19 protein-coding genes are annotated in these 24,812 nt (G+C 44.3%); 12 read left to right on the top strand and 7 right to left on the bottom strand.

The genetic code is table 11. The features are described 5' to 3' along the window. Positions 1-8: 8 nt before the first annotated feature. Positions 9-995, bottom strand: coding sequence for an endonuclease/exonuclease/phosphatase family protein (locus tag R1T43_RS08885; protein ID WP_317355131.1), 987 nt, complete (start codon positions 993-995; stop codon positions 9-11). A gap of 294 nt (positions 996-1,289) precedes the next feature. Here R1T43_RS08885 and R1T43_RS08890 point away from each other — a divergent pair, with 294 nt between their 5' ends. Beyond that, positions 1,290-1,901 carry a BON domain-containing protein gene (locus R1T43_RS08890; protein WP_317355134.1) on the top strand — a complete coding sequence of 204 codons (612 nt, stop codon included), beginning with the start codon at positions 1,290-1,292 and terminating at the stop codon, positions 1,899-1,901. A 370-nt stretch (positions 1,902-2,271) separates the two neighbouring features. After that, entirely contained in the window at positions 2,272-2,634 is a 363-nt protein-coding gene (locus R1T43_RS08895; protein ID WP_247670803.1) for a hypothetical protein, read from the top strand. Positions 2,635-2,677: 43 nt separating this feature from the next. Here the strand turns inward: R1T43_RS08895 and R1T43_RS08900 are convergent, their stop codons facing one another. The 4 genes from R1T43_RS08900 to R1T43_RS08915 all read right to left on the bottom strand — a co-directional run bounded on the left by R1T43_RS08900 (position 2,678) and on the right by R1T43_RS08915 (position 7,673). Continuing rightward, the gene (locus R1T43_RS08900; RefSeq protein ID WP_317355759.1) at positions 2,678-3,730 is read right to left on the bottom strand and encodes a DUF2891 domain-containing protein; all 1,053 of its coding nucleotides are present in this window, start codon (positions 3,728-3,730) and stop codon (positions 2,678-2,680) included. Positions 3,731-3,889: 159 nt separating this feature from the next. Beyond that, positions 3,890-4,774, bottom strand: coding sequence for a 5'-methylthioadenosine/S-adenosylhomocysteine nucleosidase (locus R1T43_RS08905; protein WP_317355137.1), 885 nt, complete (start codon positions 4,772-4,774; stop codon positions 3,890-3,892). 185 nt (positions 4,775-4,959) lie between these two features. After that, positions 4,960-6,396, bottom strand: coding sequence for a pyruvate kinase (gene pyk, locus R1T43_RS08910; RefSeq protein ID WP_317355139.1), 1,437 nt, complete (start codon positions 6,394-6,396; stop codon positions 4,960-4,962). A 425-nt stretch (positions 6,397-6,821) separates the two neighbouring features. Further along, on the bottom strand, positions 6,822-7,673 hold the full coding sequence (locus R1T43_RS08915) for a MurR/RpiR family transcriptional regulator (RefSeq protein ID WP_057791191.1): 852 nt from the start codon (positions 7,671-7,673) through the stop codon (positions 6,822-6,824). Between the two features lie 297 nt (positions 7,674-7,970). On the opposite strand from R1T43_RS08915, the gene zwf reads away from it, so the two are divergent. Genes zwf through R1T43_RS08940 form a run of 5 tightly spaced genes read left to right on the top strand, consistent with a single transcriptional unit; the run spans position 7,971 to position 13,601 of the window. Beyond that, complete coding sequence (gene zwf, locus R1T43_RS08920; protein WP_317355143.1) at positions 7,971-9,467, top strand: glucose-6-phosphate dehydrogenase; 1,497 nt, start codon at positions 7,971-7,973, stop codon at positions 9,465-9,467. A 1-nt stretch (position 9,468) separates the two neighbouring features. After that, positions 9,469-10,161: a 6-phosphogluconolactonase gene (pgl, locus tag R1T43_RS08925; protein WP_211071336.1), complete on the top strand. Its 693-nt coding sequence runs from the start codon at positions 9,469-9,471 to the stop codon at positions 10,159-10,161. A 9-nt stretch (positions 10,162-10,170) separates the two neighbouring features. Next, positions 10,171-12,000 (top strand): phosphogluconate dehydratase, encoded by a 1,830-nt coding sequence (gene edd, locus R1T43_RS08930; protein WP_211071443.1) that lies wholly within the window; start codon positions 10,171-10,173, stop codon positions 11,998-12,000. After that, positions 11,997-12,950, top strand: coding sequence for a glucokinase (locus R1T43_RS08935; protein ID WP_317355146.1), 954 nt, complete (start codon positions 11,997-11,999; stop codon positions 12,948-12,950). Before edd ends, R1T43_RS08935 begins: the two co-directional genes overlap by 4 nt. A 3-nt stretch (positions 12,951-12,953) precedes the next feature. After that, positions 12,954-13,601, top strand: coding sequence for a bifunctional 4-hydroxy-2-oxoglutarate aldolase/2-dehydro-3-deoxy-phosphogluconate aldolase (locus R1T43_RS08940; RefSeq protein WP_129739037.1), 648 nt, complete (start codon positions 12,954-12,956; stop codon positions 13,599-13,601). Positions 13,602-13,698: 97 nt separating this feature from the next. Here R1T43_RS08940 and R1T43_RS08945 read toward each other — a convergent pair whose 3' ends face one another. After that, entirely contained in the window at positions 13,699-14,547 is an 849-nt protein-coding gene (locus R1T43_RS08945) for a D-hexose-6-phosphate mutarotase (protein WP_211071335.1), read from the bottom strand. A gap of 192 nt (positions 14,548-14,739) precedes the next feature. Further along, positions 14,740-15,735, bottom strand: coding sequence for a type I glyceraldehyde-3-phosphate dehydrogenase (gap, locus tag R1T43_RS08950; RefSeq protein WP_013783646.1), 996 nt, complete (start codon positions 15,733-15,735; stop codon positions 14,740-14,742). Between the two features lie 240 nt (positions 15,736-15,975). Between gap and malQ the strand changes: the two genes are divergently transcribed. From malQ to msrB, 5 genes are all read left to right on the top strand, one after another. Next, a complete protein-coding gene (gene malQ / locus R1T43_RS08955) occupies positions 15,976-18,171 on the top strand; it encodes a 4-alpha-glucanotransferase (RefSeq protein WP_317355156.1) in 2,196 nt (731 codons plus the stop codon). Positions 18,172-18,284: 113 nt separating this feature from the next. Continuing rightward, the gene (gene glgB, locus R1T43_RS08960) at positions 18,285-20,486 is read left to right on the top strand and encodes a 1,4-alpha-glucan branching protein GlgB (RefSeq protein ID WP_317355157.1); all 2,202 of its coding nucleotides are present in this window, start codon (positions 18,285-18,287) and stop codon (positions 20,484-20,486) included. Positions 20,487-20,494: 8 nt separating this feature from the next. After that, the gene (glgX, locus tag R1T43_RS08965; RefSeq protein WP_317355158.1) at positions 20,495-22,582 is read left to right on the top strand and encodes a glycogen debranching protein GlgX; all 2,088 of its coding nucleotides are present in this window, start codon (positions 20,495-20,497) and stop codon (positions 22,580-22,582) included. Between the two features lie 112 nt (positions 22,583-22,694). Then, positions 22,695-24,248, top strand: a complete 1,554-nt coding sequence (gene gndA / locus R1T43_RS08970) for an NADP-dependent phosphogluconate dehydrogenase (RefSeq protein WP_057791213.1) — start codon at positions 22,695-22,697, stop codon at positions 24,246-24,248. A gap of 86 nt (positions 24,249-24,334) precedes the next feature. Beyond that, the gene (gene msrB, locus R1T43_RS08975; protein ID WP_013783651.1) at positions 24,335-24,733 is read left to right on the top strand and encodes a peptide-methionine (R)-S-oxide reductase MsrB; all 399 of its coding nucleotides are present in this window, start codon (positions 24,335-24,337) and stop codon (positions 24,731-24,733) included. The last annotated feature ends 79 nt before the right edge of the window (positions 24,734-24,812 follow it).

Genomic DNA, 24,812 nt, shown 5'->3' on the forward strand with positions numbered 1-24,812 from the left:
TTCTGTATTTAGGCTTTTGGCTTTAGTTTCAACCGCGTTAACAGCGGGTAATGATCTGAGCCAATATCAGGTAGTTTCCTAATGTCTTCAAGCATAAAGTGACTTGAATGAAACACATGATCCAATGGCCATTTAACTAATGGGTAGTGGGCATGAAACGTATTGAAAAATGCACGACCAATTCTTGGGTCCAGCATACCGCTTATTTTCTTAAATTTTCGGGTAGTAGGTGACCATGCCACATCGTTTAAGTCACCCGCCACAATAATAGGCCCGTCTTTTTTAGCTATTTCATGGCCTACCATAGTAAGTTCCACATCTCTGGGCTTAGCCGTTTTGTTTTCTGTGGGGCTAGGAGGCTTCGGATGTAAAAAGTAAAGTGTCACATCTTGTCCATCCATATCGATAGTAACAAGCATGGAAGGCACATCATCTTCTACTAAATAGTTGAGCTTGGCAGTTTTCAGTGGGTATTTACTGTATAAGTGCATGCCATACAGATTCTCTAACGGGCAATGCTGCTGGTGAGGATGAGTTTCGTTTAACGCCGATAGGGCTATTTCCCAGCGCTTGTTAGATTCGAGAGTAACGACGAAGTCTGGATTGGTGTCACGCACATGCTTCAATAGCTTGTCGTAATCTTCATTGGGCATAAAAACATTGCTAGATAAAATACTAATACTCTCTCCAGCATCTTGAGAAGATGCTTTAACCACTTCCTTTTTATAAAAGAAGGTATAAGGCAAGATCCAAATAGCTTGGTAAATCGCGCAGGCAATTAATCCAATATAAAGCAATGCGATGATAAGCGTGTTAAATGCAGAAAGTTCCGACGGATACATAACCCCTCGGGTAATCAAGACTATCACCATTAAACCTAGCAGCTGTAGCCGTGGAAATTCCCATACCCTAACCAGCCAATGCTTCGACGGGAGTGAAGGCGCTAAAGTGGCAGCGATAAGAAATATCGCCATGGTGTTCAGTAAAATATTCATTGTCGTTCCTGACTAAGTTGTTTTTTGCATTATTAGCTTGCTTGCAAACGCTTTAAAAAAGGCAAACTCGGCTATTGTTGGATTAATAATAAGTATATTGGTTAATGAATATTCAATTTTCGTTCCGGTTAGGCAAATTGTAGGTAAAAAATGCTCATAGGCCGAAAAGTTTGCAGAGATGTTAACAAGTGATAACTAGGATGAAAGTAGGGTAACTTGTTATAAATCAGTTGTTTGCTATGTTGGCTCGAGTTTCGCATTGGTTATTGGGAGTTTCAACAAAGGAGAACTGTTATGAAACGCACATTACTTTCTATACTTGTAGCGACCTCGATGACAACCGCAGCTTTTGCTGGTGACATGGAGACAGATAACAAATGGGAAAAAGGCGCTAAGGATGCGTGGATAGACGGCAAAGCCGAAGCAACATTACTATTCAACGGCAACCTTGATTCATTCGATATCAATACAGATGTAAACAACGGCAATGTTGTTCTAACAGGTAAAGTAGATCATTCAGTTGATAAGAAATTAGCGGAAGAGCTAGTTTCAAATATTGACGGTGTTATGTCAGTAGACAACCAACTTTCTGTTATTGAAGAGAAAGATATGGAAAAAATGGCAAGCGACATGTCAGATGACGCTGAATCAGAATATGATGAGCAGACGGGCACGCTTACTGATGCCAAAATTGCTACCGTAATTAAAACTCGTCTATTAATGGATAGCGACATCTCTGGCTTCGATATTGATGTAGATGTTGAAGCAGGTAACGTTACACTAACAGGTAACGTAGACTCAGATGCCGAGCGCCAGCTTGCTGTTGAAATAGCCAAAAACGCTTCAGATGTGAAAAACGTTGAAGACAATTTGCAGGTTATTACTGAAACAGCAATGAAAAACTAAGCAGTTATTAGTGAAATAAAAGGGGCCAATGGGCCCCTTTTTTATGTCTGGATAACGGTAGATTTCTATAATAACACCCTGTATTAAGTCAAGAAGTGTTGTTAGCCACTTTTTTCTATATCCCGTTTTTTCGCAGCAATATGTAGTATTTTCCCATCCACTTTACAACTTTTGTCTTACAACCTTTGTCGGATTTTCTTCCTATCCATTGCTGCGTATACTCTTCGCGGTAATGAGGTAGCGTTAAGAAATTTGGAACACAATGTGCAATACAAGTTGTAATTAAGTTTTTAAGTTACAACGTGCAGTAGTCATTTAGAACCAATGCGTTCTTACATGGATAATCGCAAGTTAGTATAAAAGGAAGTGAATGATGAAAGTATTAAATTGGTTAGTTTCAGGTGTGTTGATTTCAATGCTTATTGTACTTGCAGGCGTGTTAACAAATAACATGGCTTATGTAGGTAAAGCGAACGCTGATGATTCAAACAAAGCCCATCACGCCTCTATCGTAAAAATAGAGCGCATACTTGCTCAGACCGAGTTCGATGTATCTCAAAAGCGTGATTTATTACGTAAAACACGTATCGAGTTTTACCTTGCAGAAGCAAAGCAGGCAGACCTGCGTAATTGGACGTTCAAGCGTGATGATTTGATTGACCGCGCAAAGAATATTTTAGTTCACCACCAGACACAGTTTACTGCAACGACAACTGAGTTTGCGAGCATTTAAGCTCGCCAACTCTGTATCAGGTAATTTAGCAACTGTCAGTGGTTTAAAGGCCACGTTGGGTTTCTAGATAGGTAGCAAAGCTACCAAGCCAATGACTCCCCATATAATGCATATCGTTTATAACAGAATCTACTCCCGCTACCTTATGTGCACGTGCTGCACTATTTATTGCTGCTACACGCTTATCGCCTGAAGGCAGTGCTGAAGCGATACCTTCAAGCATCCATGCACGACTTAAATTTAAGCCATCTAAGTGCGCAAGTTTACCATCACTTTTATCCACTACCGTCGCTAGGGTTATCCAAGCAGCATCTCCATCAGTTGGAATGCTGGGTAAAAAAGAAGATAGCCACGTTGCATAATTCTCACTTGAATACACTCGTCGCATCAAATCGGCTTCGGCAATACAGGGGGATAAGAAATCTTGGCCTGATGGTTCATAAGCCAGTGGGCAATTCACATCAGTTGCGTATAACCTGGTGATGGTTTTAGTGAGCAAGTTTTCAAATGCAACATCACCAGCCGTGCGGCTCCAGTCCAACATAAGGCCGAATGCAAACGCGGTTTGACTATGTTCGCCCACGCGAATCGGAAACGACAGTTTAGGAAGCCAATCTGTTACATTAGCCACGATTTTTTGCTCGAGTGGGAGTAGGGTGGTTAGCCATTTTTTTGCCTCAGGTGAATTCCATTCACGTAGTTCACTGGTTAATTGTAAAAACCAAGCAAGCCCATAAGGACGTTCGAAGCTTGTGCCTGTACCCTCACGGTTAAAGTAAGCGACTTCACCAGCGATATTCTCTTCGGTAAAACTGATGTCGAGGTGTTTTATAATGTCTTGGTAGTGAGGCGTTTCTGGATATTGGCTTGCAATTCGGGTTAATAACCAATGCCCATGTACAGATGAGTGCCAATCAAAGCAGCCGTAAAACGCAGGATATAGCTGTTTAGGCGGCTTAACGTGTTCTGCCCCCGTCATCATGTGTTTAATGATGTTTGGGTACTCTTTATGAACACAGGCTAATGCGAGTTGGGCAAAGCGGTTTGCAACCGTTAAGTCACTCGATGATGCATTAGAGTCGGCGTTGTTCGCCATTAGTGATGGAGAGACTAGGGTGAGCACCAGTATAAGCTTACGAAGCAGGGTCAATTTCATAAAATAAATGCCAATGGGTTTTAAGAATGAAAGTGCCAAGTTATTTCCTGTAAGGGTAAAATAACTTGGCGGCAAGAATGGGACTATTTGCCTAGGCGCTTATAAAGGCTTAGGCAACGATGCGATATAGGCTTCAACAACTGTTTTTACGAAGACTTGGCAAGCTTCTGCTGTATCAGGGTTATATTCACCGTGATTGGTAATGTTGTTAGATAAGATACGAATACCAAGAAACGGTACGCCATAAGCATGGGCAATTTGCGCTGCCGACGCAGACTCCATTTCCTCTACGCTGGTACCTAGATTCTTGTGAAGCCATGCAATGCGATCAATTTCGTTGTTCCAAAAATTACCGCTGCCAATGGTGCCTTTCACAACGTTTCCAGTTTTGTGCTCCTTACTTAACGACATGGCGAGTTCAAGTAAGGTTTCGTCACCCGCATAAAAGCGAATTTTTTCAGCATCTGTTGCACTGTCACCTTCGCCGGCACTGCCTTCTGACGCCATTAAATCCATAGGGATCCAATTCAGAGGGCGAGAGCCTTCACCCGCTTCTAGTTTGGGGGTCTTGAAGTTACTCGCATTAACGCTTTTTTCGCCCAATACGATATCGCCGACATTAAGTTTAGGATCGTGCCCGCCTGACGTACCTTGGTTAATGATGATTCTTGGCTGGTAACGGCTTATACCTATGGCCGTTGCCGCAGCTGTATTTTCTAAACCTTTCCCTGTTTTTGCCACCACGATAGGGTGGCCATTTAATGTTCCTAAATAGAAGGTAGCGTTACCTGAGTGCTCAACACGTACGTCGGTTAATAGTGACGCGAAGTATTCTGCTTCAATTGGCATTGGCCCTTGAATCATGATTGGCGCTAATGGGGTTTCAGAAGAGGTTACTGTTACGCTTTTCATGGAAGATTCAGCCATGGTGTTAGCGCTAAGTAGCGCAAAAAGCGCGGAAAAAAGTGGTGCCATTATTTTCATTATTATTCCGTTTAAGTAAGAGTGGTCAGTAAAACTGCAAGTAAAAGACGCCATCCATTTCTACCAGTTCAGTATGTAAATTACAATGTGAATAGGCGGTAGGTGCAGGTGAAATAGCATGATGAATACGCATAAAAAAAGGCAGCCACTGGCTGCCTTTAAAACGTTTTAAGTGCGAATAACGCTTATTCTACTTCGACAATCTTAAGGGTATTAGTTGCCCCAATTTTTTCCATTTCATCACCGTAAGTCAAAATGATGTTGTCGCCACTTTGCACTAAACCTTTGGCTTTAAGTGCCGCCACTACATCATACTTTAACTGACCAGGTTCGCTTTTCGATGAATCGAAATAAACAGGCTTAACACCACGGAACAACGCCATAGTATTTAGTGTGCCTTCATGACGAGACATCGCAATGATAGGTAACGAGGTAGTAATACGCGACATCAATTTAGGCGTGTTGCCGCTTTCAGTTAATCCTACAATCGCTTTTACGCTAGGTAGGTGGTTAGCTGCATATACTGCTGACAACGCAATTGATTCGCTGGTAGATGAGAAAAGCTCATCCATGCGGTGCTTTGAAATTTTAACGCTAGGATGCGTCTCTGCACCTTCACATACACGGGCCATCGCTTGAACAGTTTCAATTGGGAAGCTACCTGCCGCTGTTTCAGCAGAAAGCATAACCGCATCTGTGCCATCGAGAACTGCGTTAGCGACGTCCATAACCTCTGCGCGTGTAGGCATAGGGCTATCAATCATCGACTCCATCATTTGCGTCGCGGTAATAACGATTTTGTTTAGCTGGCGTGAACGGGCAATCAGCTTTTTCTGAACACCCACTAGCTCGGCATCACCAATTTCAACACCTAGGTCACCACGCGCCACCATTACCGCGTCTGAAGCACTGATAATGTCAGTAATAGCTTCATCAGTGGCTACGGTTTCAGCACGCTCTACTTTGGCACAAATTTTCGCATAACAGCCTGCTTCTTCAGCCAGCTTTCTTGCGTAATTAAGATCTTCACCACTACGAGGGAATGAAACCGCAAGGTAATCAACGCCAATCTCAGCCGCTGTGATAATGTCTTTCTTATCTTTTTCAGTCAGGGCTTCAGCAGATAAACCACCGCCTTGACGATTAATGCCTTTGTTGTTTGATAATTTACCGCCGACAGTCACTTCTGTTAGCACTTTACGGCCTTCTACGCCGGTGACTTTAAGTTGAATACGCCCGTCATCAAGTAACAAAATATCGCCAGCACTGACGTCATCAGGTAGCGCTTTGTAGTCGATACCAACTTGCTTAGCATCACCAGCATCGCGGTCTAGTTCAGCATCAAGCGTGAAACTATCGCCGATAGACAATTTAACCGGGCCTTCAGCAAAACGTGCAACCCGAATTTTCGGGCCTTGTAAATCGCCTAAAATGGCAACGTACTTACCTAAATTTTTAGCCGCTTCTCTTACGCGTTTTGCACGCTCGATATGATCTTCTGCTTGTCCGTGTGAAAAGTTCATGCGAACCGTGTTTGCACCGGCGGCAATTAGTTCTTGGATTTTTTCGAGTGAATCAGTGGCAGGGCCAAGCGTTGCAAGAATTTTCGTTCTTCTGGTCATTAGGAGTCCGTCGCAATTTTTAAGTGATGTAGCACAAATAGATATATGGCTAGCCTGTGTAATTTGTACAAAGGTTAACCTGTAATCGCTTTACGTAATTTTATTACAGAATAGTAGATGAATCTGACATAAATGTGAATGAAAGATGAAGAATTGGGAACTGAGCCGACCAGTTACGTCATTCATCTCAATAAAGAGTGTTAATGCCATTCACTGCCTTTTCTGTATTTTAAATAATCAATAGTTAAGCTTGTTTCCACTTAACTAGGGTAGCAGGTATGGAGAGAAAATGTGGTTAATTACCGAATAGGGTAGGAAGCTAGTCGCTTAGCGACGTTCTTAAAATGTAACGAATCCGAGTTAGTCTCCTCAGAATGCAGCAGAACATAAAGATAGACTGACTCGAATGTAATAAAGAGAAATGTTTATTCGTTGCGCTTTTCGTAGCGCGAACCGCGCAGGGTGTCTTTCACCCGCTTTAAATTCTCTCTGAATTTGTTACCGCGGCGTAATGTGAACCCTGTAGCGAGCACGTCAATAAGCGTAAGCTGCGCAATACGTGATGCCATTGGCATATACATATCGGTATCTTCCGGTACCTCAAGAGATAATACGTACGTACATTCATGCGACAATGGACTGTCGGCTGAAGTTATACCCACTACCGTTGCATCGTTCATGCGAGCAATTTGTGCAATCTCTACCAAGCTTTTGGTGCGACCCGTATGTGAAATAAGCACCACAACATCGCCAGTCGAACAATTCATGCAACTCATACGCTGCATCAAAATGTCTTCAAAGTAGACAACAGGCACATTGAAACGGAAAAATTTGTTTAATGCATCGTGTGCCACAGAGGCGGATGCGCCAAGCCCAAAAAACGAAATCTTCTGTGCTTGAGTTAACAAATCTACAACGCGATTAACCACTTGCACGTCTACAGACTGACGCGCAACTTCCAGAGAAGCCATGGTCGATTCGAAGATTTTGTTGGTATAATCTGCTGGCCCATCATTTTCATCAACATGACGGTTTACGTAGGGCGTTCCATTTGCGAGACTTTGTGCTAAATGAAGTTTAAAGTCTGGAAAGCCTTTAGTATCTAAACGTCGACAAAAGCGATTAACTGTCGGCTCACTAACATCCGACATTTTAGCCAAGGTTGCTATACTCGAGTGAATAGCTGTTTGCGGATTCGCAAGGATCACATCAGCCACTTTTCGTTCTGATTTGCTGAATGACGCTTTATTTTGTGTAATTTTTTCTAAAATATTCATACAAAAATGGCAATTAGTAAGGGAAAATTGATGTAGGTTACCCGACTCATAGTACCCAATGTGACGGAAGTGACAAGAAAAATGTAATTTTTTGACATTTTTTATCACTTGCGGGGAACAAAAGGGGGCTGGATAGGGTACTAACCCGTTAATATACAGAAATGAGATTCAATAGTTTCCAAAAGTTGTAATTTTACTACATTTGGTGTTAACTATATGCTAATAACACGTGGATGGCGTTAGAAGGTACGTCTACCTCACGTTAGTTTCACACATACATTTAAAAGGTCGACGAAAATGGTATTGGAAAATTCCTACGAACCCTGTGATTTCGTGCTATTTGGCACATTGGGTGATCTTTCACGACGCAAATTACTGCCGTCTTTATATCAGCTTGAAAAAGCAGAGCTCATTCATCCAGATACAACCATTGTTGGCGTAGCCCGACATGAAATGGAATTAGAAGACTATATAGCCGAAGTCCATACAAACTTAGTAAAGTTTGGCGATAAAGAGCTTTGTGAAGAAACTTGGGAGCGTATGAAAGCCCGTCTTCATTATGCATGCGTCGATATGAAAGATATCGGTAGCTACTGCGTTTTAGAAGATCATGTTGACCCAGCGCGCACCATGGTGTGTTATTTAGCAACACCGCCTTCTATCTATGGTGACATTTGTCGTGGTCTTCACGGCTGCAAAATTATCGATTCAAGTGTACGTGTTGTACTTGAAAAGCCGATTGGTCACGATCTTGAATCGTCAAAAGTGATTAACGAGCAGGTTGCTGAGTACTTCGACGAGAAACAAATTTACCGTATCGATCATTACCTAGGTAAAGAAACCGTACTTAACCTTGTTGCACTTCGTTTTGCTAACTCTATTTTCGCCACCAACTGGGACCATAACTGTATTGACCATGTTCAAATTTCAGTAGCGGAATCAGTCGGTATTGAAGGGCGTTGGGGTTATTTTGACGACGCGGGTCAAATGCGCGACATGGTGCAAAACCACTTACTTCAAATTTTAAGCTTAGTGGCCATGGAGCCACCAACGACACTAGATGCAGACAGCATTCGTGATGAAAAGCTTAAAGTACTTAAAGCACTGCGCCCGATTAATTCATCGAACATTAGCGATAGCACGGTTCGTGGTCAGTACACCGCAGGTTTTGTGAAAGGTGAAGAAGTTCCAGGCTACTTGGAAGAAGAGGGTGCTAACACCCAAAGTAGAACGGAAACCTTCATTGCAATTAAAGCAGAGATTGATAACTGGCGCTGGGCGGGTGTTCCGTTCTACCTTCGTACGGGTAAACGTATGCCGTCGAAAGTCAGTGAAGTGGTTATCTACTTCAAGCGTCAGCCACATAACTTGTTTGGCGATAGCTTTAAGAACTTGCCGCCAAACAAATTGGTAATTCGACTTCAGCCTGATGAAGGCGTTGAAATTACTGTTATGAACAAAGTCCCGGGCTTAACCAGCTCTGGCTCAATGGATTTACAAAAATCTAAGTTGAACTTGAGCTTCTCTGAAGCCTTTGCCGACGATCGTATTCCTGATGCCTACGAAAAGCTGCTTCTTGAAGTCATGCTAGGCAACCAGGCGCTGTTCGTTCGCCGTGATGAAATTGAACAAGCCTGGACATGGGTTGATTCAATTCTTGAAGCATGGAAATCGTCTAATGAACCACCAGAGCCTTATCAGGCTGGCACGTGGGGACCAGTAGATTCAATTGGCCTTTTGGCACGAGCGAATCGCAGTTGGTACGAAAGCAAAACGGTAAGGAAGAAGAAATAATATGGCTTTAACAACCCTTTCATTTGATACACCCGATGCGCTTACCTCAGCATTTGCTGAAGACTTGGTTAGCATTCTTAAAACTGGTATTAAAACCCGCGGGCGTGCTTCGCTTGTGGTAAGTGGCGGCAGAACGCCTCTTGCACTTTTTAAGCAGTTGAGCGAAACCGACATAGAGTGGGACAAGGTAGATATTACCCTTGCTGATGAACGTTGGGTGGAAGAAGGTCATGAAGCCAGTAACACCAGCTTAGTTAAAGCGAATCTTATTCAAAATAAAGCCAGTGCAGCGCATTTCGTTGAATTAAAAAGCGATGTTGCTGATGCTAGTGAAGGCGTAAATGCTGCTGAAAAAGCGATTGCAAGTATGTCCCAGCCTTTTGATGCGCTTATTTTAGGCATGGGTGAAGACGGTCATACCGCATCGCTATTCCCCTGTTCTGAACAAGTCAATGATGGCTTGAGCATGAACAGTGGTCGCACATGTATTGCTGTACAACCTACAACTGCACCCCATCAACGTATATCACTTACGTTGCCGGCGTTGCTAAACAGTCGACATATTTTTCTGCATTTAACCGGTGAAAAGAAAAAGCAGGTACTGCTTGATGCACTGGATAATGCTACCGAAGCGCAAAAGCCCATCACGGCCGTGGTAAACAGAGCCCCGGTAACCTTGATGTGGGCGCCATAGGAGACAATGATGGATTCAAGAATTGCAGAAGTTACGCAGCGTATAATAGAGCGTAGCAAAGACAGCCGTAAGGCATACTTAGAAAAAATTGAACACGCACGCCGCCAAGGTCCTCACCGCGGAGTGTTGTCGTGCGGAAACCTAGCGCACGGTTTTGCAGCGTGTGGAACAGAAGATAAATCTGATTTGCGCTCGATGACAAAAGCAAACGTAGCGATTGTATCTGCTTACAACGACATGCTTTCTGCACACCAGCCTTACGAAACGTATCCTGCGATTATTCGCGATGCAGTTAAAAGTGTAGGCAGTGTGGCTCAGTTTGCTGGCGGTGTTCCCGCTATGTGTGACGGTGTTACTCAGGGTCAAACCGGTATGGATTTGAGCTTGATGAGCCGTGACAACATTGCCCAAGGTGCTGCTATTGCGCTTTCGCACAACATGTTCGACTCAACCCTTATGCTAGGTATTTGCGATAAAATCGTACCTGGATTATTAATGGGTGCGTTAAGCTTTGGTCACTTACCAACGGTATTTGTACCAGCCGGTCCTATGCCTTCAGGCTTACCGAATAAAGAAAAAGCCCGTGTTCGTCAGGAATACGCAGAAGGTAAAGTAGGCCGTGATGCGCTACTTGAAGCTGAATCTCAGTCTTATCACTCTGCGGGTACATGTACTTTCTACGGTACTGCAAACTCTAACCAGTTAGTGGTTGAGATGATGGGCCTTCATTTACCTGGATCTTCGTTTGTAAACCCAGGTACAGAGCTTCGTGATGCCCTAACGAAAGCGGCTTCAATTCAAGCGACACGTATTACTGATTTAGGCGATACATACCGCCCAATCGGTAACATTGTTGACGCCAAAGCTATTGTAAATGGCCTAGTAGGCTTGCTAGCAACAGGTGGTTCAACAAACCACACTATGCACTTAATTGCCGTTGCTCGTTCAGCTGGTTTCATCATTAACTGGGATGATTTCTCAGATATTTCTAATGCTGTGCCATTGATTACTCGTATATACCCTAACGGCTCTGCCGACATTAACCATTTTGTTGCCGCTGGTGGTATGTCATTGCTTATCAAGCAATTGCTAGATGCTGGGTTGTTGCATAATGACGTTAATACCATTTGTGGTGAAGGACTAGACTTCTACACCAAAGAGCCAATGTTGAAAGACGGTGAACTTGAATGGCGTGACGGTCCTACTGAGTCGTTAGACAAAGAAGTCCTTGCTACGGTAGAAGCACCGTTTAAACCAGATGGCGGATTAAGTGTACTAGAGGGTAACCTTGGTCGCGGTGTAATTAAAACATCAGCGCTTCGCACCCCACATTGCACCATTAAAGCGCCAGCGGTTGTGTTTGAAGATCAGTTCGACTTAGACGCTGCATTTAAAGCGGGTGACCTAGACAAAGACTGCATTGTTGTCGTTCGTTTCCAAGGGCCTTCTGCTATTGGTATGCCAGAACTGCATCGCTTAACACCGCCTCTTGGCGTGTTGCAAGACAAAGGCTTCAATGTGGCCTTGGTTACTGACGGTCGTATGTCTGGTGCCTCAGGGAAAGTACCAGCAGCAATCCATGTTACCCCAGAAGCCTATAAAGGCGGCTTGCTTGCAAAAGTTGAAGCGGGTGATTTGATTGAGCTAAATACAGAAACAGGTGCATTAACCTTGCACGTTGATGAAGCTACCCTTGAAGCCCGTGAAGCGAAACCTGCTGATATTGGTCACCACCATATTGGAATGGGCCGTGAAATGTTTGGCGGCATGCGTGCCATACTTACTGGCGCTGAAGAAGGTGCATGCTCGTTGTTCTACAACCAGGAGCAGGCGCTATGAGCCAGAAGTTTGTGGCCGATGTAGGGGGCACTAACATTCGCGTTGCTCGGGTTACCGAAACAGGCGTTACCGATATAAAGAAATACATGTGTAATGATTTTGCCAGTATCGACTTGGCAATTTCACAGTATTTTAGTGATATGCCTGAATACCAATTCACCGAAGGGTGTATTGGTATTGCTTGCCCAGTATTGGGCGACCAAGTCGTGATGACTAACCATAGCTGGGCGTTTTCGCAAAACGCGCTACGCTCGCAGTTGAAGTTAGACTCATTGTTTGTGATTAACGACTTTACCGCGGTGGCACATTCATTACCGGTTCTGAAAGACTCTCAAGTTGTTCAAATTGGTGATGGCACGGCGAAAGCCGGTGGTAATATTGCAGTATTTGGTCCAGGTACTGGCTTGGGTGTAGAGCATATCACGATGACCTCTACTGGGTGGCAAACCCTAGACGGCGAGGGCGGTCATGTTGACTTCTCTCCTGTTGATGAAACCGACGTTGTGGTATGGCGTCACCTGCAAAAAAGTTTCGGCCGTGCTTCTGCTGAGGAAGTGATGTCTGGCAGGGGATTACATAATATCTATACCGCACTAGCACAAGATGCAGGTAAAGAAGCTACATTCGCTGAACCTGCTCAAATTACAGAAGCCGCATTAGCGGGTACCTGTGATATTGCTGCTGCCACGTTAACGCAGTTCTGCAGAATTATGGGCAGCTTTGCCGGTAATTTGGCGTTAAATATGGCCACGACAGGTGGCATTTTCATCGGCGGTGGTATAGCAAACCGTTTCCCTGAATTCATTCAAAATAGTGACTTTAGAGCCCGTTTCGAAGCAAAAGGGCAGATGAAGCACTATGTGAAAGATATTCCTACTTATTTGATAGCAGAGCCTGATCACGGCTTATTAGGTGCAGCTGCTTATCTTCAACAACATACTGCGAGCTGATTTATGACAAGTAAATGGAAATATTCGCCAGCTGATATCTTTGCTGCTGGCCCTGTTGTACCTGTATTGGTTATCAACGATGTGGAAAAGGCAGTTCCGCTAGCAAAAGCGCTTATGGCCGGCGGTATTAAAGTATTGGAAGTAACCCTTCGTACACCAGCTGCTATTGACGTAATCAAACGTATTGCTGATGAAGTGCCTGATTCTCTTATTGGTGCTGGGACAGTAACAAACGCACAGCAGCTTAAAGCGGTAATTGAAGCGGGTGCCAAATTTGCAATTAGCCCTGGTATGACAGCTGATTTGTTAAAAGCGGGTATGGAAGCAGAAATTCCACTTATCCCAGGTATTTCTTCAACGTCTGAACTGATGAAAGGGAAAGACGCGGGTTACACCCATATGAAATTCTTCCCAGCTGAAGCATCTGGTGGTGTGAAAGCGATTAAAGCTATCAGTGGTCCATTCCCTGAATTTACATTCTGTCCAACTGGCGGCATTGGCCCAGGTAACTACAATGATTACCTAGCCCTTAAGAATGTTGTTTGTGTTGGTGGTTCTTGGTTAGCGCCAGACGATGCGATTGAGTCAGGTGATTGGGATCGTATTACGCAACTTGCTAAAGAAGCGGTTGCGGGTGCCAACATCAGCTAATTAAAAACATTAAAAAAAGCCCCGGTAATGGTGACTGATATGACGTCATTTATTATCGGGGCTTTTTATTTAAGCCGTTAAACGGCTCGCTAGCGCATTACACAGGCGTTATCGTTTGCACCATGGCATGAGACTCACTTGGCTGTAGTGTCTTGCCTTGGGTGATAGACGACTCTACACACACCATATGTTTATAACCAAACGGATCCATATCAGAAATTGACGCAGCGCCTTGCCATGGGTTCCATACCACCAACGAGTCATGACCTTTTGAGCCAACATCGGTAAAAGGGGTATCGTTTACCACAATAGACGCCTTTTCTACCGCGCTCATATGAATACGGTCGGTTTCACCGGTAAAAGTATAATTTTCAGGTGTGGGTTTTATCGCCCAGTCATCCAGTTTATCTTTATAGTCACCGGTTATACCGTCAAGGCGAACCGCTTGAATATGATCAACATGAAAGTAACTGTGTAACGCGCAGTTGTAAGTAAAAGGCACTACGCCTGTGTTTTCTGTAATTAACGATACGGTGAGGGCGTCACCTACAGTAATTGATAGGGTAACTGCACAGTCATGTTCAAAGCCTTCCGCTCGCGTGAAGGAAGGGGTAAGTGTAATATGCGTGCCAGTTTCATCTTCGCTTGATGATGTTAATTGCCACACTTGTGTACGCAAAAAACCATGGGCAGGCAGCTCACCTTTCGCTTTGCCATGATCGTCACTAAACCATGGCCAACACACAGGTATTCCACCGCGTATAGGGCGTTCACCGTTAAGGTAGGCATGGGGGCTGACCCATAAGCGTTCTTGCCCATCTTTTTTTGGAATAAAAGATAAAACATGTCCGCCAAATAAACTGATTTTTGCTGACCCGAGGTGGTTATCTACCTCTAAAAACGTCAATCCGTTTGATTCGCTTACTTGCAATGATTCTGTTGACATAAATCCTCCATGAAGCAACGTGTTGATTGTACCGTTGTCGAGATTTCCACAAGGTCTCGCATTCCCATTTAATAATGGCTTATTGTGCTATGAAAACAAAAAAGGTGCGAATAGTATTCGCACCTTTTTTTCAGTCTATTAACAATGTCTTCAATAACTGAGCAACCGAGTTGCCGTTATTGATAAACTTGATTACTTAGAAATGTGAGCAACCAAGTCTAGAACTTTGTTTGAATAGCCCCATTCGTTGTCGTACCAAGAGATAACTTTTACGAATGTGTCGGTAAGTGCAATACCCGCTGTTGCATCAAAAATTGACGTATTAGCGTTGCCGATAAAGTCATTTGATACTACTGCGTCTTCAGTGTAGCTCATGATACCTTTAAGCTCGCCTTCAGACGCTTCTTTCATAGCCGCACAAATAGCGTCGTAGCTAGTTGGTGTAGCTAGGTTAACAGTAAGGTCAACCACTGAAACGTTTGGCGTAGGAACGCGGAAAGCCATACCCGTTAATTTGCCGTTAAGCGCAGGAATAACTTTACCTACAGCTTTAGCTGCGCCAGTAGACGATGGAATGATGTTTTGGCCAGCGCCACGACCACCGCGCCAGTCTTTCATAGAAGGACCGTCAACCGTTTTCTGTGTAGCTGTCGTTGCGTGAACTGTTGTCATTAGGCCGTCTACAATACCGAACTTATCGTTAAGTACTTTAGCTAGAGGCGCTAAACAGTTAGTTGTGCACGATGCGTTTGAAACAATAGTTTCGCCTGCGTAACTTTCATCGTTAACACCCATAACGAACATCGGCGTGTCATCTTTAGAAGGTGCGGACATAACCACTTTCTTCGCACCCGCTTCGATGTGCTTAGCAGCCGTTTCTTTTGTTAAGAACAGACCTGTCGACTCTACAACTACGTCTACATCTACTTCATTCCATTTAAGGTCTGAGGGATCTCTTTCAGAGGTGATGCGGATAGTTTTACCATTTACAACTAAGTCGTTGTTGTCTACTGTAACTTCACCGTCGAATAAACCGTGCGTTGAATCGTATTTTAACAAGTAGGCAATGTAATCTGTATCTAATAAGTCGTTAATAGCAACTACTTCGATGTCTTCACGGGCAGCAGCCGCACGCATTACTAAGCGACCAATGCGACCAAAACCGTTAATACCGATGCGAATTGTCATGACGTACCTCGATTATTTTTGAATATGAAAATAAATTACGTAAAGTATGGATCAAAATGCCATAATTGGCAAAACAAAAACGCTAAACTGTTGGAAAATTACGAACAACAGCTTATGCAATCGTATTCAGTTTTCATAGCGCGACTGTTTCTAGAATAATGTTAATATTTTGTACGTATAAGCAAATTTGCTTAGTGCAAATCAAGCGTGCCTCTCACAGGAATACAGGAACAAGTTACGATGACACAAGATCTTCTGCAACAACTGGTTGAAATGCGTGGAATAGAGACTCAATACGTCGACGCATGGGGCAAACCAGCAACCATCGCAGAGTCAAGTAAGGCAAAATTACTTAACGTGCTGGGTTATGACACCGCCAGTGAAGAAAAGATTCAGTCGCAAATTATAGACGACATTAGCTCAGTATGGTTATCTCCTTTGAACCCTGTTCAAGTGGTTCGTAGCGATGAAGCTATTGTTATCGTTGTGCGCCTACCTATAGAGCTTGTAAACGATGAGCATGTGATTACAGTTCACTGTGAAAACGGAAAAATTGAAAAACATACGTTTATACCGGTAGACCAAGAAATGACGACCATGGCGCACATCGACGAGGTGGAGTTCCATGAGTATGTAGTGTCGTTGCCACTTAACTTACCGCTTGGTTATCACACCATAGCGTTAAGTGCGGACGATGATCAGTTTGCAGAGTCTCGCATTATTGTTGCACCAAAAGCCTGCTATACCCCAGAGCCTATTGCGGCTGGCAAAAAGATTTGGGGATTGAGCGTGCAGCTTTATTGTGTGCGTAGTGAGAAAAACTGGGGAATAGGGGATTTCACCGACCTCGCAACGCTAATTGAAAAAGCAGCTGGCGTAGGGGCAGATTTCATCGGGCTTAATCCTATTCATGCACTTTATCCTGCCAATCCAGACGCGTGTTCTCCCTATGGTCCTAGTTCTCGCCGCTGGCTAAACTACTTGTACATTGATGCTTCTGCTATTGAAGGTTTTGATGACGAAAGTGTTCAGGCCGTTGTGAATGCTGAAGCGTTCCAAAACACGCTGACCCATGCCCGTGAAACAGAACACGTAGACTATGAGGCTGTCGCGCATATTAAATTGGCAGCGCTTAAAGCGGTGTTTGATGTTTACGATGCTCGCCATCTTCGTAAAAATACCAAGCAAAATAAAGCATTCAAAGTGTTTGTTGCCGAAGGCGGTGAAAGCTTAGATATGCTAGCGGTATACGATGCGCTTCAATCTCACCTTAAAGCGAAAGGGAAAGACTGTTGGGGATGGCCTGTATTCCCTGAAGAATACAAAGATTACCATAACCCCGCCGTCGCGAAATTTAAAAAAGCCAATGCTAGCGAAGTTAAATTCTACCTATTCTTGCAATGGATAGCGGCGCAACAGCTAGAAGCGGCAAGCAGCAAAGCCACTGACTGTGGTATGACAATTGGTTTATATCGAGATCTTGCTGTAGGAGTAAGTGAAGGTAGCGCTGAAATTTGGGGCAACAAAGATTTATACTGCACTGATGCAAGCGTAGGAGCTCCGCCTGATATCTTAGGGCCGTTGGGGCAAAACTGGGGTCTTCCTCCAATGGATCCCCGCAAGCTTTATGAACAAGCTTACCAACCTATCATCGACTTATTTTCAGCCAATATGGCGTCGTCAGGCTCGCTTCGTATTGACCACGTAATGGCTCTGCTACGTTTGTGGTGGGTAGTGAAAGGTGATGATGCGAAAGAGGGCGGTTATGTGTATTACCCGGTTGATGATTTGTTGGGTATCTTAGCCCTTGAAAGTCATCGTAACCAAAGCTTAGTTATCGGCGAAGATTTAGGCACCGTGCCTGAAGAAATTCGCAGTAAGTTGGCAGACAATGGTGTGTACTCATACCGAGTTTTCTTCTTTGAGCAAGCAGACGACGGTGGTTTCTTCTCGCCAAGCCATTACCCTGTGCAGTCTATGTCTACGCTCACCACGCACGACATGCCTACACTTATTGGCTACTGGCACTGTTTAGATTTGGCGCTAGGTAAAGACATTGGCCTTTACCCTACAGAGGAAATTCTGCAAACCCTTTATACCGACCGTCACGCGAATAAACAGTCTATATTAGACTCGCTACATGGCCATCACTCGGTAGCAGATAATGTGGGTAGAGATGTTAACGCTACTGGCATGACAGCGGAACTTAGTAAAGGTATGCAAGTACATATGGCTGGCGGCTCAAGTGCTTTATTAAGCTTACAGTTAGAAGATTGGTTACAAATGGACAAGCCTGTGAATATTCCAGGTACATTTAATGAGTACCCTAACTGGCGTAGAAAGCTGACCAGGAATGTTGAGGCTATTTTCGATACTCATGATATAACAGAGTTAGCAGCTCAATTAACGCAAGCGCGTAAGCAAGCTAGCGCTTAAGTTATAATTTCCATTTTTAAAATGAATATGTTGGCGTGCAATTACGTGCGCCTTTGCCTAATATTAGGGCAGTAAACCCGCGTTTTGTTGCGGGTTTTTAATAGGAGTAGCAGATGCAGGTAACGCGGATAAAACAGATAGCGCAGCAATTAGAACATGCAACATGTTCTCAGCCGTTTTCCGTTCTTGGACCAATTGAAACAGGAAGTAAAACTAAGATTCGAGTATGGCGTCCAGACGCTTCATCCGTCGAAATAAGTTGGCCAGATACCGCATTGCCAAAAATTACTCTGAAACCTATCACTGAAGGTGGTTTATTTGAGGGCGAACTCACGAAGGCCCAAAGCGCGCAGGTTTACTCGGTGACTATCACCACTAAAGCGGATAGCTATAGCTATTGCGACCCTTATCAATTCGCTGACAATGCTTATCATGCTGTACATTACATCGACAGCAAACCAGAGAATTTGTATCACCAAGCCGGTGCTCAGCTCATTACCGTTACGCCTGATGAAGGCGAAGCACTCGCTGCCACCCGTTTTTGCGTTTACGCACCAAACGCCTCGTCAGTTTCACTAATTGGTGACTTCAACCAATGGGACGGGCGCTTACACCCTATGGAAAAAACCTCACTGGGGTATTGGGTATTAGTGGTTCCAAACTTAGGCGAAGGCGAACGTTATAAGTACCAGATAAAAGATGCCCACGGGCATGAGTTACCACATAAAACCGACCCATTAGGGTTTAGCGCTGAGCAATATCCTTCTCATGCATCGAAAATTTTCAACCACGACAAATATCAGTGGAACGATGACGCATGGCTAGCATCACGTAAGCAAAATAAATACACGAATCCTATGAGTATTTATGAAGTGCACCTTGGCTCGTGGAAACGCCCTGGGATTGAAAGTGGTCAGCGTTATTTAACCTACGAAGAGTTGGCTAACGACCTTATTCCTTATGCAAAAGAGATGGGCTATACCCATCTTGAACTATTGCCGGTTTCAGAATTTCCGTTTGATGGTTCGTGGGGATATCAGCCAGTAGGCATGTTTGCCCCAACCAGTCGTTTCGGCAACCCAGATGCATTTAAGCACTTTGTCGATAAATGCCACCAAGCTGATTTAGGGGTAATTATTGATTGGGTGCCTGCACATTTCCCAGAAGACGGTCATGGCCTTGCACGGTTCGATGGCAGCCATGTTTATGAGTATGAAGATCCAAGACGAGGCTGGCATCCTGATTGGAATTCGTGCATCTATGATTTTGGTAAACAAACCGTTCGCCAGTTTCTCGTCGCCAATGCATTATTCTGGTTAGACAAGTTCCATGTAGATGGATTAAGAGTAGACGCTGTTGCCTCTATGCTTTATCTCGACTACTCCCGCAATGAAGGCGAGTGGATACCGAATGTCGACGGTGGAAACGAGAATTACGAAGCTATCAGCCTGCTGCGTTGGATGAATGAAGAAGTGTATAAGCACTACCCTGATGCAATGACTATCGCCGAAGAGTCGACTTCTTTTCCGGGAGTGTCACGACCGGTGTTTGAAGGCGGATTAGGTTTTGGCTTTAAATGGAATATGGGGTGGATGCACGATTCTTTAACCTATATTGCTAAAGATCCTGCCTACCGTAATTATCACCATGGCGAAATTACTTTCAGCATGGTTTACGCGTTTGACGAAAACTTTGTACTGCCAATATCTCACGATGAAGTGGTACACGGTAAAGGTAGCCTGTTACACAAAATGCCTGGAGATGAATGGCAGCAAGCCGCCAACTTACGCTGTTATGCTGGCTTTATGTTTGGTCACCCAGGTAAGAAACTAAGCTTCATGGGTAATGAATTTGCACAAAGCAAAGAATGGAACCATGACACCAGCTTAGATTGGCACCTTCTTGAACATAAAAAGCACAAGGGTATTCAAAGCTTGTATAAAGCCTTGAATCAGTTTTATACCCACACCCCTGCCATGTACGAACAAGATCACAGTCATAATGGTTTTGCATGGATTGACCATGAAAATGCAGACCAAAGTGTGGTGTCTTTTGTGCGCACGTCTTTAGATGGTAAGCAAAAAGTATATGTAATTTGTAACTTTACGCCTATTCCTAGAGAACATTACCGCGTAGGTGTAGATGGGGCAGGTGAGTTGGCGCTTGCACTAAATACAGATAGTCAGGTATTTTGGGGTAGCGATTATCCTGTGGACGGCCATGTAACGCCTACTCCGATAGCATGGAATAACCGAGACCACTCAGTTAGTATTAATTTACCCCCATTATCTACCGTATTTTACATTACGAAATAGGAATTACGTTGGACGCGAAACAGAACGTCACAGAGACAAGCCATGTTTTATTGGGTGAAGCGTTTCCACTAGGTGCTACGCCGTATGATGATGGGTGCAATTTCGCAGTTTATGCGCCAGATGCGAAAGCGGTGGCGTTATGTCTCTTTCACAACGATACCGAAGAGCCTATGGAAGAAATATTACTGCCTGAAAAAAGCGGCGATATTTGGCATGGCTTCTTTCCCAATGTAAAAGCAGGCCATTTATATGGTTACCGTGTAGAGCGTGGGGAAGGGCAACTTCACGGCGTGCCTACCGATAAACTACTTATCGACCCTTATGCGAAAAAACTCAGTAGACCCATTCATTGGGATGCAAGGCAATATAAATTCGACTCGCAATTTATGGTGCCAAAGTGTGTGGTGGTGGCTGACGCCGATTACCCTGAAAGTGCTATTCGCAAGGTAGATATTCCAAAACACAAACGTATTGTTTATGAAGCGCATGTAAAAGGGTTAACAAAGTTACACCCCGATGTGCCAAAAGAACACAGAGGCAAATACCTTGGGGCAAGCCATCCTGCGGTTATTGCCCACTTAAAAGCACTGGGCATAACCACGGTTCAGTTCATGCCAATGTGTTCGTTTATGCCAGAGCCTTACATTACGGAAAAAGGGTTAACGAACTACTGGGGCTACAACCCCGTTAACTTTTTCGCACCTGAACCTCGCTATGCCAGCAAAGATGCATTGGCCGAAATTAAGCATATGGTTGATGAATACCATAAAGCGGGGCTTGAGGTGATTGTAGATGTAGTTTACAACCACACGGCAGAGGGCGGTAAAGGCGGCCCTATTTTGTCGTATAAAGGTTTCTGCCCCTACCAAGCGTATTTGTTAGAGCAAACTAAGCGGGGAGAGTTGGTTTATTCGAATCACTCTGGCTGCGGTAATACAGTACACACTTCTCATCCTTACATGATGACCCTCATTTTAGACGCCATGCGTTTCTGGGCAACCACTATCGGGGTAGATGGCTTTCGTTTTGACTTGGCGGTTACCCTAGGGCGCGAGCCTCAAGCCTACAACAAATATGCGGGGCTAATTCGTGCCATCGGACAAGACCCGGTTTTAAAGCAAACTGTATTACTGGCTGAGCCTTGGGACATTGGGCTTGGTGGTTATCAGGTGGGTAACTTCCCCACGCCTTGGCTAGAAGTCAACGATAAGTACCGAGACACGGCGCGGGCGTTTTGGCGCGGTGATGAAGGTCTAGCAGCCGATTTTGCTACGCGCTTTATGGGGTCTCGCGACTTATTTCATAAAGGCTACCGTCATATTTCCACATCGGTAAATAACATTACCTATCACGATGGTTTTACGCTGCATGATTTAGTGAGTTATGCCGATAGGCATAATTTGGCTAACTTGGAAGAAAATCGAGATGGCCACGGGCATAACTTATCGGCTAACTATGGCGCTGAAGGTGAAACCCAAGATAAAAACATATTAGCGCTACGTGAGCGGCAAAAGCGGAATTTATTCGCCACACTTATTTTCTCGCAAGGCACGCCGCATATTTTAGGTGGCGACGAGCTAAGTCGTACGCAAAACGGTAACAACAACGCCTATTGCCAGGATAATCCAATTAGTTGGACGCAATGGGAAATGAACAAGCGTCAACAAGATTTCCTTAGTTTTTGTCAGTATGTTATTCGCCTAAAACAAGGCTCTACCTTGTTAAGCGAGATAAAACTAGAGGATGACCCTTACTCGTTATCCAAAAATGTCAGCCAAATTAATTGGTTCAAACCTGATGGCACCGATAAAGCGTCTGAAGATTGGAACGCAGCACACAACAAAGCTTTTGGTGTCGAAATCAGAGGGTGCGCGGTGGGTGAGCAAACCCCAGAACATTGGTTTATGTGTGTAAACGCCAGTGACAACGACGTGAGATTTAATTTGCCAAGTTTGTCACCGAAAGGAGGGTGGTCGTTGCATTTAGATACTCGTTACGCCTCACTTAGCGAGCAACCTAAAATCTGTATTCAAAAGGTCTTTTTACAAGCGGGTAGGTCTCTTACCTTGTTTAGTTTTAACGAATTTACCTCGTAAGCTTTACCTCTGACGAAAAAAATAGCATACCGAACGGATATCGGCACGGTATGCTGTTCTTTATTGGTACAGGTGGTATTATGCTCTCCCATCTGAATGTGAGGGTTTTTCTATGCAAAATGAAGGTGGAAGTAAGCACGCCACAACAGCGTGTGATATTGGTTTTATCGGTTTAGGCGTAATGGGTAATAACCTTACAATGAACTTGGTAGACCATGGTTATCGAGTAGCATGTTTCGATTTAGATCAGCACAAGGTTGATGCGATTCTTGCAAAAGACGCCAGTGAGCGAGATGCCAACGCTGAACCTCGCGTAGAAGGTTGTAGCTCTTACACCGAATTACTTAGCAAACTAAAAGCCCCTCATCTTATTATTCTTTCTGTTCCAGCTGGCGACCCTGTCGACCACGTGTGCAATCATCTTATTGATGCGGGTATTCATGCCGACGATATCGTGGTTGATACTGGCAATAGCTTGTGGACAGACTCCGTTGCTCGCGAAGAGCAATACAAAGGCAAGTTTATCTTCTTTTCTACTGCTGTTTCTGGTGGTGAAGTAGGGGCACGCTTTGGGCCATCATTAATGCCATCAGGTAACCCTTATGCGTGGACTCGCATTGAACCTGTACTTAAAGCGATTGCCGCTAAGGTAGACCCAGAAACGGGTAAACCTCTCGAGAGTTTCGTGCCAGGTAAACCTATATTAGAAGGCGAACCTTGTGCTACCTATATTGGCCCAGTTGGCGCAGGCCATTATGTGAAAATGGTGCATAACGGTATTGAATACGCCGATATGCAGCTAATTTGTGAAACCTATCATGTTATGCGCGAAGCATTGCAAATGTCGCCTTCTGACATTGCAGCCGTATTTAGACGCTGGAATGAAGGTAAGCTAAATAGCTACCTGATGGAAATTAGCGCTGAAGTGCTAGACCAACTCGACCCTGATACCCAGCAGCCTCTTGTTGACGTAATTCTTGATAGAGCAGGGCAAAAAGGCACTGGCCTTTGGACTGCGGTAAGTGCATTGCAAGTGGGTAGCCCAGCCCAAACCATTACGTCTGCCGTTTTTGCGCGCAGCATTTCTAGTTTGAAAGATGAGCGTGTGGCAGCAAGTAAGGTACTTAGTGGCCCTGAACCTGTTGTTCATTCTGATGAGCAAAAAGAAGACATCATTAATAAACTAGAGCAAGCGTTATACTGCTCTAAAATTTGTGCTTATGCGCAAGGCTTCCAGCTAATGGCTATTGCTGCCAAAGAACACGGTTGGCAGTTAGAGTTTGGTGAAATTGCCAAGATTTGGCGTGCAGGCTGTATTATCCGCGCGGTGTTCTTGCAGTCTATCTCTAAGGCATACGAAAACAACGAAGAGTTGTCGAACTTGCTGATGGACCCTTTCTTTGCCAATCAAATTTCTGAGTTCCAATCTGATTGGCGTCAGTCAATTGCGCAAGCCACTATTGCTGGTGTGCCGTGCCCCGCTATGATGTCATCGTTAAGCTATTATGATTCATACCGCACTGCAGTATTACCGGCTAACTTGCTACAAGGTCAACGAGACTTTTTCGGTGCCCATACATACCAACGTGTAGATAAGCCTGCGGGTAAAAAGTATCACTTAGAATGGAGTGATCCCCAACGTCCGCAAACTTCTATAAAGCGCTAACACGGTCCCTGTACCAAATTGAAAGGTGTGCCAGGTTCTATTGGCGCACCTTTTTTCTTTTTGAGGGTTAAATTTTAGGAGAAACTATGTCTGAGCAAAAATGGCAAGAAACGCTGTCTGAAGAAGAATACCGAGTGTGCCGCAATGCCGGGACAGAGCGACCTTTTACTGGGGCATTGTTAGATGAAGCCCGGGAAGGAACCTATGTTTGTAAGTGCTGTGGTGCTGATTTGTTTTCATCACAAACCAAGTTTGATGCTGGTTGTGGTTGGCCCTCTTTCTTTCAACAACTTGAAAACGATAACGTTGGCTATCGAGACGATAATACCCATGGTATGCATCGCGTAGAGATTTTCTGTAAACAATGTGATTCCCATTTAGGGCATGTGTTTCCAGACGGGCCAGAGCCAAGCGGGCAGCGCTATTGTGTAAATTCAATTTCACTGACGTTTAAAGGCAATGGTGATGTTGTGGTAAAAGGCTAGGCATAAGCGCCGTAGCTAATACATTGAGTAAGTGATTTTCACAAGGTAAACAGTCGAACAAAAAATATACAGTTATGAT

Origin of the sequence: Alteromonas sp. CI.11.F.A3 (assembly GCF_032925565.1) — a bacterium.
GTDB lineage: Bacteria > Pseudomonadota > Gammaproteobacteria > Enterobacterales > Alteromonadaceae > Alteromonas.